A 12589-nucleotide genomic window follows, 5' to 3' on the forward strand; every position below is an offset into this window, starting at 1 on the left:
TTTCCGCGCAGCTCCTAAGCGGACAAAAACCTTGCCTACTTTACGTAACATTATATCATTTGTTATCATTTGTAGGTATTCCAAGTCGAAATAATATTCGATATACTAAGCTTAAATGCTTATATTTTTAAAAATACAGTCGGAGGTGGACAAACTGTCTGCTTATCATCCTTTAACCGAGCAAGAAGCTATTGAATTTTCCCGCTCCATACCTGACTTTTTCCCTGCGGGAGCTGAGCTTTCGTCCCGTGAGATCGGCGATGGCAATTTGAATTTGGTCTTCCACATTACCGATCCAGCTAGCGGTAAAGGGCTCATTGTCAAACAAGCGCTCCCTTACGCTAAAGTTGTCGGAGAATCATGGCCGCTTACGCTTGACCGGGCACGCATTGAAAGCGAAGCGCTGATTTTGCAAAATGAGCTGGCTCCGGGACTTGTGCCAACCGTATATCAATATGATGCGGAGCTTGCCCTCACGGTAATGGAAGATCTAAGCGATCATGTGATTATGCGCCAAGGCCTCGTGGACGGCAACAAATATCCGAAATTCGCTGAGGACATTTCCACCTTCATGGCGAATACACTCTTTTTCACTTCCGATCTGGGCATGAACCAGCAGGACAAGAAAGAACGCGTCAAAGAGTTTATTAACCCGGATTTGTGCAAAATAACCGAGGATTTGATTTTTGATGATCCGTATACAGATTCGCCAAACAATAACTTTGAAGCAGCGATTGCCGATGCTGCAGAAGCTCTTCGCAATGATGATGCCCTTCATCTTGAAGTCGCTATTTTGCGCAACAAGTTTTTAACGAATGCCCAGGCGCTTCTCCACGGCGATCTTCATACCGGCAGCGTATTTGTTACCGCACAATCGACGAAAGTGATCGACCCTGAATTTGCTTATTATGGCCCTATGGGCTTTGATGTAGGGGCAGTTATTGCCAATCTGCTGCTCAATTATGCTGGACAAGCCCACTGGATTAAAGACGAGGCAGAGCTGACCGATTTCCGCAGCTACCTGCTTGGCAGCGTACGCGAAATTTGGACCAAATTTGAAAACAAATTTGGCGCTTTGTGGGATGAACACAACGTGGATCGCCTGGCCTCAAGCGCTCCAGGCTACAAGCAATATTATTTGAACAAGCTGCTTCAAGACTCGATCGGCTTTGCTGGCTGCAAAATGGTACGGCGCATTGTAGGCCTTGCCCACGTTGCTGACATTGATCGTATTGAGGATGCTGCGGAGCGCGAGAAAGCACAGCGCTTGGCACTCGAAATCGGCACCTCGCTCATTCACCTGAACCGTCAGGCGATTTCAATAGAGCAAGCGATTGATATTGTTTTATCTGCAACGGCAAAACACGGTTAAAATAAATCCCAATGTTTCAAAAAGAAAGGAATTTGCATAATGACTAGCCAGAATGCCCCCTTGCAATCCGTGATTTGGGCGGAAGACCGCCTGGATTTGCTGGATCAACGGCTTTTACCTGAGGAAATCGTATATTTGCCGCTTGTTACTTCGGAGGATGTATGGGAAGCAATTCGCCATTTGAAAGTAAGAGGAGCTCCAGCAATCGGCATTTCCGCTGCATACGGCGTCGTGCTCGGCAGCCGAAATGAAACGACGCTTAAGCGCTGGCTTGAGGAAGTGCTGAATCAAGCTGAATATTTGGCAACCTCCAGGCCAACCGCTGTCAATTTGTTCTGGGCTCTGGATCGAATGAAAGCTCGTGCGGAGCAGCTTGCTGCAGCCGATTTATCGCTTGATGAAGTGAAGCAGGCTTTGCTTAATGAAGCGCTGGCGATTCACAGTGAAGATGAAGAAACTAACCGTTTAATCGGCGAGCATGCGCTAACGCTGTTTGAGGATGGCATGGGCGTGCTCACGCACTGCAACGCCGGCGGACTTGCAACTGCTAAATACGGTACCGCGCTAGCACCGTTTTATCTTGCGCTTGAGCGCGGCATGTCGCTCCGTGTATTCGCCGATGAGACGCGTCCTGTACTGCAAGGAGCCAGGCTAACCGCTTTTGAACTGCAGCAGGCTGGCGTCGATGTCACATTGATTTGCGATAATATGGCGGGCATGGTTATGTCCAAAGGCTGGATTCAGGCAGTCATTGTTGGGACTGACCGCGTAGCCGCTAATGGAGATGTCGCCAACAAAATCGGCACTTACAGCGTTGCTGTTCTAGCCAAGGCTCACGGCATTCCCGTATATGTAGCCTGCCCCTTGTCCACGATCGACCTCAATACGCCGACAGGCGCAGAAATTCCAATTGAGGAGCGCAGTGCCGAGGAAATTACCGAAGGGTTTGGCAAACGCACTGCGCCGCAAGGTGTGAAAGTGTACAACCCGGCCTTTGATATTACACCGAATGAATATGTAACAGCGATTATTACGGAAAAGGGCATCGTTCAAGCACCTTATGATGTCAATCTCAAAAAGCTTTTTAACGAATAAACCATAAATCAAGAGCCTCTATCCCATCCTTCCAGAAGATAAGGATAGAGGCTCTTCGTATTATGCCATTAAGGAAAGGGCATCTGTCCCCTTCATCCCGACATGAATTCCCATCGCTTCCGCAGTTGTTGTAACCGATTCCAGAGGTGCAACAAGCAGTTCCTCTAATGTGCGTACGCCAACGGCTCTCCCGGCGATAATCCCACGATTTTGCAACCGTTCGTTCAGCAAGCCAACATCAAGCGCACCACACATGATATACCCTTTATCCGTCGACCAGGCAAGCAATGTCGTTTTAGGAAGCTTGACCTCAATTCCAAGCACGGTCAGCCCATTTTGCAGTGTGGCAGGAACCATCCGCATCATTTTACGCTCACCTCCTTTGCCATCAATTAGCTGCCAAAGCATTATATGCAAAAAAGTTTTTGTCGAATTGGACGATTAGCAAATTTTAGCACTATATATCTATTGTGATTAATGGTATAGTAATTATGCAAAAATTAACATTAGGTCGGAGGAACTATAGAACAGATGCAGAACACACAAAAACAGTCATACGTACTCCAAGTAGAATTGCTAGTAGAGAACATTAGCAACGCTGCTGCCTTGGAGCAGGTCATTCATGCCTTAAATGCTGGCGGATTTGTGGATTATCGGATTTTATCAGGTGTTCAGCTGGGACAAGTTATCGATCAACGCAAAGCTGATGCTGCTGTTCAAGTTCCTATGGAGATCGATTTTAAAGGGCCAACGCAAAATGAAAAACAAAGCAATAAATCTGCAGCAAATGGCAAGTCTGTACCGTCTGCTAAAGACAAAGACGTTCCATCTGCCAAAGCAGCTAAGCCTAAGGTTGTTGAACCTTCACTCTCCGATCCCTATGACGGATTTGCAGACATTCGCGGTTTTATGAAAAGCAATAAACTCATTCGTCTTATTGTAAATAAGGGGCTTGGCATTACGCTCAGCATTCCATGCCGTATTCTAAATGTGGATGATACAACGAATATGATTACGGTCTATCACGTAGATGAGAAGCAAGTCTACACATTCAAGCTTAATGAAATTGAAGACTATATCTCCTGATTATGAGGCAGCACAAATTGAAAAGGTCCGTTTGAATGAGCCGGAAGTGTTCCCAGCCATTCAAACAGACCTTTTTTCTACATGTAATAGCCGCCCAGCATTTGCTCAATATTGTCGCTTGGGACTGGCGCACTCCAGAAATACCCCTGCATTTCATCGCAGTTGTGCTTGCGCAAAAATTCAATTTGCTCCTGTGTCTCCACACCCTCTGCAATAACCTGGATGTTAAGATTATGTGCCATGGCAATAATAGCTGCTACAATTTCCGCATCGCTTGGGTCCTGTTGGATATCGCGAACGAAGGAACGGTCGATTTTGAGCCGATCGATCGGGAAGTTTTTCAAATAATGAAAGGAGCTGTAGCCTGTACCAAAATCGTCAATGCTTATGCCAACGCCAAGTGCCGTCAAATCCAGCAGGCAGCGCGATACATGGTTTACATCCATCGTCATGGACTCCGTAATTTCCAAATCCAAATATTGCGAATCTAGTCCGGTACGAGTCAGCACGTCTGCAACCTTGCTAGCCAAATCATGCTGGACGAACTGCCTAATAGACAGGTTAACCGATACAGGCATAGGCGGCAAGCCTGACTCCTGCCAGCATTTATTTTGGCGGCAAGCCTCTTCCAGCACCCAATCGCCAATTTGCACAATCATGCCGCTCTCCTCAGCCAAAGGAATAAAATCGCCCGGAGGGATCATTCCCCGGATCGGATGCTTCCAGCGCACCAGCGCCTCGACGCCGATCATCCCGCCAGAAATCATATCATATTGCGGCTGATAATATAAAATGAACTCCTTGCGCTGAATAGCTCGATACATTTCATGCTGCATCGACAAATGCTCAAACGAATAATTGCTCCAGCTTTCGGAATAAAGCAGCGCATCGTTTCGACCATTCTGCTTCACCTTCATTAACGCCATATCCGCTTTATTAAGCAGCGCGTAATCATCGTCCTCGCCCAGACGGCTCGTGACCGCACCTATGCTCGCTGTAATTTGGATCGGAAAGCCTTTAAGCTCGTAAGGCTCCTCAATCGCTTGCAGCACCATGCGGGCGCGGCTCAGCAACTGCTCCTCCGACTCCAAATCCTTAAACAGCAGAGCGAACTCATCGCCTTCCATTCTGGCAGCAAAATCCTGCTCCGACATGACGCTTGTAAAACGCTCCGCCACCTGCATGAGCAGCATATCGCCAAATTCGCGGCCGAAGGAGGCGTTGACAAGCTTAAACCGATCCAAATCCATATAACACAGCCCTACAAGCTGGTTATGATCATGAGCATAAGCAAGGCTCTCATTCAATCTCATTTGAAAAAGCGTCCGATTCGGCAATCCCGTTCTATCATCGTAATAGGCCATATAACGAATCCGTTCGACATTTCGCTTGCGATCGCTCAAATCATGGCTGACCACCATCGTTCCGATGACCTTCTCATCCTGCACCATGGGGGCGCATACGAGATGCAGCTCAAGCGGATAGCCTGACCGGTGTATAATATGAATGTTACCCTGCTTTGGACAACCGGTAAGCGAATGCTCCAGCATCGTATGTAAGGCATCCCGGCTGCCTGCATCTACGAAAGAGGCCAGCCAATTTCCCATTAACTCCGCGCGTTCATAGCCAAAAGTGCGCTCTGCGCCTTCATTTAATTCCATAATGACGCCCTGTGGATCAATGATAGCGAGCGGGACCGCTTCCGAGCGAAGCAGCGCCTCGACCATTGGTTTATGATAGCTGAGCGTATTCGCCGCCTTGGACTGCCTGACCATTAGGACGAAGCTTCCTAGCAGGATTACCATAGTCAAACAAGAAGCCAGCCAAATGAAAAGCGAAGGTATTGCTGTAACTATCATCGCTGCCACCCATACTCCTATGATAATGAGCAGCAAACCGCCTTGCAGCCACGGAATCCACAACTTGGACAACCATTGTGTAAGCGCGTTACGTGGCGGTCTATCAGGCCGACCAAACGTTCGTTTCGTCACGCACTAACTTCCTTCCTACATTCGAATCCAATAAGGTTAGCCTTATTATAATCGAAACCACCGTTCCGGCATAGAAATATTATGCAAAATCAAACGGCTTTTTTTCGCGACTTGAGGGTCGCGACGATGACGCAAACCCAGCCCGCTAGAAAAGCTACGCCGCCGATTGGTGTAATGGCTCCCAGCACGCGAATATCGCTTAAAGCGAGGACGTAAAGGCTGCCGCTGAAAATAATCATGCCCGCAAGCAGCAGTCTTGCTCCGGACAGCAGCAATTTGCTCTCGCCCAAACGATCCGCAAGCAGAGCAACCAGCATAAGGCCAAGCGAATGATACATATGATAGCGTACGCCCGTTTCGAAAATAGCGAGCAAATCAGCTGGCAGCGTTTCCTTTAAACTATGAGCGCCAAAAGCTCCTAATGCGACTGCAAGAGCGGCACCAATAGCGCCGATTGTGAAATATTTTTGGAACATCCGTTTTCATTCCTTTCAAAATTGAGTATAATTTACTGTAATTGTGTTTTAAGATGAGTTACCTATACTGGAGGAGAATATTTTAATGGAAGAAAATAAAAACAATTCCACACCGATATCCTTTACGAAATCGGATACGGACCATACCCAGACACCGGATTATAATCCATACGGGTCTGCACCATCGACGGGATTTTCCGATCCCTCACCTTTTCAGCCCAGCCAGCCGCTTAAGCATTCCGGCCTTGGCATTGCTTCATTCATTATGGCCATTGCATCCATTATTATAGGCGTCATTAGCATCATAATGTTTTTTGCAGCCATTGGCAGTCTCATTTCTACCGGAAATGAATACTTAATTGAAGACCCTGCCTACCTTGAAGACATGATTACTGGAAGTGCTGGCTCCTTCATGGCAACAATTGTAGCGGTTGTTCTCAGCGTTGGCATTACGTTTGTCGGCCTGATTCTTGGTATTATTGGTGCCTGCTCCAAGCAGCGCCGCAAAGTTTTTGCCGTTATCGGCATTATACTGAACGGACTTGGCGTAATGGGCACTGCTCTCTTTTTTATTTTTGCCATTGCTGTAGCATCTGCTGGAGCAAGCGCATTATCCGGCTACTAGCATTCAGACAGATAGGCAGGAAGCAACGTACGCGTTGTTTCCTGCCTTTTTCTATTAACGGACCGTTACGGCCGTGCGGCTGTAGCCTTCCTTCGTCTTATGAACTTCAAGGCAGGCGGGAAAAGCCTGCTTGAGCTCCTGTACATGCGAAATGACGCCAATCATGCGGCCGGCGCGCTGCAAATCGACCAAAGCCTCAATCGCCTTGTTCAGCGCCTCCTCGTCCAATGAGCCAAATCCTTCGTCAATAAACATCATTTCTATCGAAATTCCGCCTTGATGTGCCTGAATAACATCAGTCATTCCCAAAGCAAGGCAGAGAGACGCATTAAACTTTTCCCCGCCGGACATCGTTTTCACATCGCGATTTTGCCCTGTATAAGCATCGTACACGTCCAGTCCAAGGCCGCTTTGCTTCCCTCTGACCTCCAAACGGTCGCTGCGCTGCAGCATAAACTGCCCGCCCGAGAGCCGCTGCAGACGTACATTTGCTGCCTGCAAAATTTGCTCCAAAAACTCAATCAATATATAACGTTCAAAGGAAATTTTAAGTGCATTGTCGCCTTTGAGCATCTGATAAATATCGAGCACCTGCTCCAGCTCCGCCTCAAGCTGCTTCACGCGCTCGCTCGTTGCAGTGAGCTGACGAATCAGACGAGCAGCCTCCTCGCCATGCCTTGCAGCGGTTTGCAGGTCTGCAACAATCGACTCCAGCTGCTGCTTAAGCTCCGCGCCCACCGCTTGCATCTGCTGAATATCCGCAGGCTGCTTTCCTGCCAGCTCCAGCTGCATATCTGTTACACGGCTCGACAGTGCCTGAACGGCAGACTTATACGCGTCCAGCTGTTCCTTAAGCGCTTGCCGCTCCTGCGGCGTTTTTGCGGCGGCGTGATAGGCCTCCAATGAATCAAATGCAGCTGTCCTTAGCTCGCTCAGCAGCCGTTCCTGCGCTTCTACCCTATTTCGCTGCGCTTCTTCCAATTGTTCGCGGGCCTGCACCGCATGAACGGAAGCTTCCGTCTCCTTAAGCTGCGCCTGCTGTAATTGCTTGACAGCAGCCTGCCAGGCATCTGCATGCTGGCGAACTTTCACCTGCTGGTCGGCCAGCGCCCGCTGCAATTGTTCGGGCTCGCGAAGCGACTCTGGAATGCGCTCCAGCTCTCGGGCGAGCAGCGACTCCTTCGCTCCCAGCTCAATTTGCACCTGCTGATACGCCGCTTGCCGCTGTTCTTTATCCCGGATGAGCCGCTCCAGCTCCGCTTCCCGCTTCTCCGCCTGCTCTTTAAGCAGGCGCATTTCTTCATTTTGCTGCAGCAGCCGCTCGGTCTCGTCCTTCAACTGCTTCCACTTCGTGCGCAGGTCAGCCTGCTGCTCAGCGAGATGCTCGGCAGAGGCGCCGTATTCCGCAAGCTCGGCGGCGCTGCTTTCCCAGCCGGAACGGGCTGCCGCTACTTGCAGCCTTGACGCATGCAGCTCGCGCTCGCAGGCAGCAAGCTGCTCCTTTGCCTGCGCGAGCTGCTCGCGTGAAGGCACGTCGGCGGCCGTTTGTATTTTGCCGGGATGCTCGACGCTGCCGCATACCGGGCAAGGCTTGCCGTCATGCAAATGGGCGGCGAGCAGGCCTGCTTGGCCTTCAATCCATTGCTGCTCCAGCCCGTCATGCCGGGCACGGACGGTCGAAAGCGCCTGTTCCTGGCTCGCTTCCAGCCGATTGAACTCCGCGAGCTCCTGCTCCAGCTTGATTAGCTTGGAGACATATTTGCCCTGCTGCTCGACGCGCCTGAGCTGCTCCTGCTTCGCTTGCAGCTGCTCGCCATCGCTCTCCATGAGCTTCAGCCGCGAAGCGCTAAGCTGCTTCGCTTCCTTCTCCGCCGCAATAGCCGCTTCTTCGCGCTCGAGCTGCGCCTGGCCCTGCTTCGCCCGTGCCCGCAGCTCCGTCACCGCCTGTCGCTGCTCGCCGATCTGCTGCACCGCTGGCGCCAGCTCCTCCAGCCGGCTCAGCTCACGCTCCGCCTCCCGCCGCTCGGGCTCACGCTGCTCCTCGCTCGCATGCCGCTGCTCAGCCGCAGCCAGCGCTTGCTTCGCCGCCTCCGCTTCGCGCTGCTTCGCCTCGCTGGCCTGCTGCTTCGCCTCCGCGTCCTTGCCAGCGCGGCTCGCTTGCTCCTCATAAGGCGTGAGCAGCGCTGCCCGCTCAGCCAATTGCAGCTCGCGCCCCTTCGCTTCCTGCGCGGCGCGGCCCAGCTCCAACTGCTCGAGCTTGCTTCGCTCCGCCGCAAGCTCTTCGAACCTTGCGTTCAGCGCGAGCGCAGCGCGCAGCCTCTCTTCCTGCGCATGCAGCTGCTCGCCCATCTGCTGCCGCTGCACATCGCCTTGCTGCACCAGCTCGCCGTAATAAGCAGCCTCCTGCTCCAAACTAGCAAGCAATTGCGCCGCGTTATACACCTCTTGGCTCAGCGTCGCAGCCAGCAAGCTCCCCTCGCGCTGAGGAAGAGCATCGCCCGATTGCTTCATATACATGTCATTGCGCAGCCGCGCTTCCTTGAGCGTTTCATTCAGCTCGCGGTTTTGCTGCTGAAACTTAAGCTCCAGCTTTTCATACAGCTCCGTGCGAAAAATCCGCCGCAAAATCTCTTCTTTATTATCGGTATCTGAAGTAAGCAGCTTGCGAAACTCTCCCTGCGGCAGCATTACGATTTGATTAAATTGCTCTTTCGTAAGGCCAATGATCGATTCCAGCTTGGCATCAACGTCGCGAACTTGGAATCGGTCGACAAGCGGCACAGCTTGTCCATCAACAAGCTCATACAGCTCTGCCTTGCCGCCCGTCTCGCTTTTGTTTGAGCCTTTTCGATGCGGAAGCTGGCGAAATACTTGGTATTCCCGCTGTGCAACGGCAAAATGAAACTCAACCGACGTATGCGTTTCATCTCCGGCAAAATGGCTCCGCAGCATGCGTGCCTCCGAGCGGTCCTCCCCGCTCGCCGCGCCATAAAGCGCAAAGCAAATCGCATCAAAAATCGAGGTTTTCCCCGCTCCCGTACTGCCGGAAATAACGAACAGCCGATGCTCGTCCAGCTGGGCAAAATCAATCGTTTCCGCATCCCGGTACGGGCCGAATGCGTTCATAATTAGCTTGAGCGGTCTCATGCGCCTCCTCCTTCCTCATGCAGCAGCCGCCCGAACACATCGGCGAAGCGCTGACGTTTACTCTCACTGAGCGGGCTGCCCTTGACCTCCTGATAGAAGGAAGCAAATAAAGCTACCGGATCAGCCTCCCTGCGGCCAGCCGCCTCGATTGCACCTTCAGCGAAAGCCTCTGCTTCTGCCAGCAGCACCGCTTCAGGCCTGCGCTCGACATGCAGCGCATTCGGATAAATCGCCCGTACCTTCTCCATCGGAAACAGCACTGGATTTTCATTCAGCAGCGTAACAAATACATAATCCTCGCTCATTGCATGCTGCTCAATTTCCTCAATCGTTCCGGAAACGCGGCGCAAATCGCGCAGCGGCTGGAATAACCGTTTTTCCACAGCTACCGCGCCTTTGTCATCCATCTCCACTACATAATAGCCTTTGGCGTGATGCTCCTCGGAAACGGAATATTTAAGCGGCGAACCCGCATATCTGATTTTATCGTCGCTGACATTATGCGCCTGATGCAGGTGGCCGAGCGCCGTATAATGAAATGGCGCAAAATAACCGGCACGCACATGCTCCGCCCCGCCAATCGCCAGCGGACGCTCCGAATCGCTCGTATTCGGCTCCGCCTCGCCAGTTGCCGTAACAAAGGCATGACCGACAAAAACATGGCGCGCAGCAGGATCAAGCTGATCTCGCAGCCGGTCCGTCAAAGCTTTCATCGCATCATCATGCGTACGAATACTCTCATCGTCCAGCACGTAACGCACATATGCAGGATCGGCATAAGGCACGAGGTGAAAATGCACCTCGCCATGCTCATCGCGGAGAATGACAGGCTTCTGCTCCCGCTTCATTCTTCCCGCAATATGCAGCCCCCGGCTCGCCATCATCGCTGTGCCAAAATCAATCCGATCCGGACTGTCGTGATTGCCAGACACAGCAAGCACCGGCGTTTCAAGCTTAATAACAATATGCTGCAGCACCTCATCGAGCAGCTCTACTGCATCAATGGGCGGAATGGCCCGATCATACAAATCACCAGCAATAATAACGGCATCCGGGCGTTCGCGTTCAATATCAGCAATCAATTGCTCCAGCACATAACGCTGGTCTTCTGTCATATAAACACCTTGAACCAGCTTGCCTAAATGCCAGTCTGCGGTATGGAACCATTTCATAATGGCGAAACATCCTTTCTTGCCCTTGACCTTCACGCAGCGTCAACGATTATCCTCCTAAGTATACCAAGGAGGGGACAAGGATGAGAACACTAATTCAAAACGTTCATATTTTAACAATGAAAAAAGGAGAAAAGCTTTTTCAAGGCGAGCTGCTGATCGAAAATGACCGCATTGCGGCCATTGGCACAATTTTGCCTGAGGATAAGGCTCAAGCAAGCAAAATCATCGACGGCAAAGGCATGCTGGCAATGCCTGGCCTCATTAATGCTCACCAGCATACGCCAATGAGCTTGCTGAAAGGTTTTTCCGATGATTGCAAGCTGATGGAGTGGCTGGAGCATAAAATGCTTCCTGCCGAGGCGCGGATGACGCCTGAGGATATTTATTGGGGAGCCAAGCTGGCCATGGCGGAAATGATCAAATCCGGCACCACGGCATTTGCCGATATGTATGTGCATATGAACGAAATTGCCGCTGCTGCCTTGGAAACAGGGATGCGCGCCTCCTTAACACGGGGACTTGTATTTATGCAAAATGACGGCGGCAAACGGCTAACCGAAGCGCTCGATCTCATTGACCGCTGGCATGGCCAGGCCGACGGGCGAATTACGACGATGTTTGGCCCCCACGCCCCCTATACTTGCCCGCCAGAACCGCTGGCAGAAATCATTAAGCTCGCCGCCGAAAAGGATTTGCCTATCCATATTCATTTGGCGGAAACGGTAGAGGAAGTCGCCAAGATCAAAGCCAAATACAGCTGCTCGCCAACCGTTTATTTGCACAATCTCGGGTTATTCACCGAGGCCCATGCTTTGCTTGCCCATGGTGTCCATCTTACACATGAAGATATTCAGCTGCTTAGAGGCATGAAAGGCGGCGTTGCCCACAATCCGGTCAGCAATTTGAAGCTGGGCTGCGGCATTGCTCCGGTGGCAGCGCTTATCGAGGCTGGCGTTACGGTTGGGCTGGGCACGGACGGATCAGGCAGCGCTTCGACCGTTGACATGTTTGAGGGGATTAAGGCGGCGGCCTGGATGCAAAAAATGGCGGCAGGCGACCCGTCCGTTTTCCCGGCCCATCAGGTGCTGGAAATGGCGACGGCTGAAAGCGCCAAGCTGCTGCGCCTTGATCAGGAGATAGGAACGCTTGAGGCTGGCAAAAAAGCCGACCTTATTTTAGTCAATATGAATAAGCCCCATTTGCAGCCGGTCCATAATCGGGAATCTCTGCTCGCCTACGCCGTGAATGGCAGCGATGTCGATACGACCATCGTCAATGGCAAGCTCTTGATGCAAGGGCGCGAGCTGCTGACCATAGACGAGGAGGAACTGCTTAAGCAGTCGGCGATTCGGGCTCGGAGAATCGTGGACGGTATTTAGAGCAGCAAGCATGCGGCAGCGCGGCTGCTTTTTTCGCAATCTGCCGCGCATGCGCATGCCTGCTGCCGCAGAATGACAGCTCTATTTTTCAACTATGGCTTGTATTTGTTATTCGTAACTGTGTTCAATATGGCTAATCTGCCACTCGGGTTGTGCGGTTCCTGCTCCTTATGTCCGTTATCCCCTTTGCTCAGAAAAGCCGCTTAAACGGCCGCATCCGGCATCAGGCCTGATCAAACCGTC

General features: G+C 51.5%; 10 protein-coding genes. 5 read left to right on the plus strand and 5 right to left on the minus strand.

All coding sequences use genetic code 11. The features are described from left to right. Positions 1-154 precede the first annotated feature (154 nt). Both mtnK and mtnA read left to right on the plus strand, forming a co-directional pair. Positions 155-1372, plus strand: a complete 1218-nt coding sequence (gene mtnK / locus AC6B99_RS10425; protein WP_494864144.1) for an S-methyl-5-thioribose kinase — start codon at positions 155-157, stop codon at positions 1370-1372. A 39-nt stretch (positions 1373-1411) separates the two neighbouring features. After that, positions 1412-2467, plus strand: coding sequence for an S-methyl-5-thioribose-1-phosphate isomerase (gene mtnA / locus AC6B99_RS10430; protein ID WP_056039749.1), 1056 nt, complete (start codon positions 1412-1414; stop codon positions 2465-2467). A gap of 60 nt (positions 2468-2527) precedes the next feature. Here the strand turns inward: mtnA and AC6B99_RS10435 are convergent, their stop codons facing one another. Continuing rightward, the gene (locus AC6B99_RS10435; protein ID WP_056039747.1) at positions 2528-2833 is read right to left on the minus strand and encodes a YunC family protein; all 306 of its coding nucleotides are present in this window, start codon (positions 2831-2833) and stop codon (positions 2528-2530) included. 165 nt (positions 2834-2998) lie between these two features. On the opposite strand from AC6B99_RS10435, the gene AC6B99_RS10440 reads away from it, so the two are divergent. Beyond that, complete coding sequence (locus AC6B99_RS10440; RefSeq protein WP_494882702.1) at positions 2999-3553, plus strand: hypothetical protein; 555 nt, start codon at positions 2999-3001, stop codon at positions 3551-3553. A gap of 77 nt (positions 3554-3630) precedes the next feature. Here the strand turns inward: AC6B99_RS10440 and AC6B99_RS10445 are convergent, their stop codons facing one another. Together AC6B99_RS10445 and AC6B99_RS10450 are read right to left on the minus strand one after the other, a co-directional pair. Beyond that, entirely contained in the window at positions 3631-5544 is a 1914-nt protein-coding gene (locus AC6B99_RS10445; protein WP_056039742.1) for a putative bifunctional diguanylate cyclase/phosphodiesterase, read from the minus strand. Between the two features lie 89 nt (positions 5545-5633). Then, positions 5634-6020 carry a DUF423 domain-containing protein gene (locus AC6B99_RS10450; protein ID WP_494864062.1) on the minus strand — a complete coding sequence of 129 codons (387 nt, stop codon included), beginning with the start codon at positions 6018-6020 and terminating at the stop codon, positions 5634-5636. Between the two features lie 85 nt (positions 6021-6105). On the opposite strand from AC6B99_RS10450, the gene AC6B99_RS10455 reads away from it, so the two are divergent. After that, positions 6106-6645, plus strand: coding sequence for a hypothetical protein (locus AC6B99_RS10455; RefSeq protein WP_496663305.1), 540 nt, complete (start codon positions 6106-6108; stop codon positions 6643-6645). A 54-nt stretch (positions 6646-6699) separates the two neighbouring features. Here the strand turns inward: AC6B99_RS10455 and AC6B99_RS10460 are convergent, their stop codons facing one another. Together AC6B99_RS10460 and AC6B99_RS10465 are read right to left on the minus strand one after the other, a co-directional pair. Further along, a complete protein-coding gene (locus AC6B99_RS10460; RefSeq protein ID WP_496663306.1) occupies positions 6700-9792 on the minus strand; it encodes an AAA family ATPase in 3093 nt (1030 codons plus the stop codon). After that, entirely contained in the window at positions 9789-10964 is a 1176-nt protein-coding gene (locus AC6B99_RS10465; RefSeq protein ID WP_494882696.1) for an exonuclease SbcCD subunit D C-terminal domain-containing protein, read from the minus strand. Before AC6B99_RS10465 ends, AC6B99_RS10460 begins: the two co-directional genes overlap by 4 nt. 83 nt (positions 10965-11047) lie before the next feature. Between AC6B99_RS10465 and AC6B99_RS10470 the strand changes: the two genes are divergently transcribed. Next, positions 11048-12346, plus strand: coding sequence for an amidohydrolase (locus AC6B99_RS10470; RefSeq protein WP_496663307.1), 1299 nt, complete (start codon positions 11048-11050; stop codon positions 12344-12346). Positions 12347-12589: the final 243 nt, after the last annotated feature.

The sequence above is a fragment of the Paenibacillus liaoningensis genome (genome assembly GCF_059609455.1).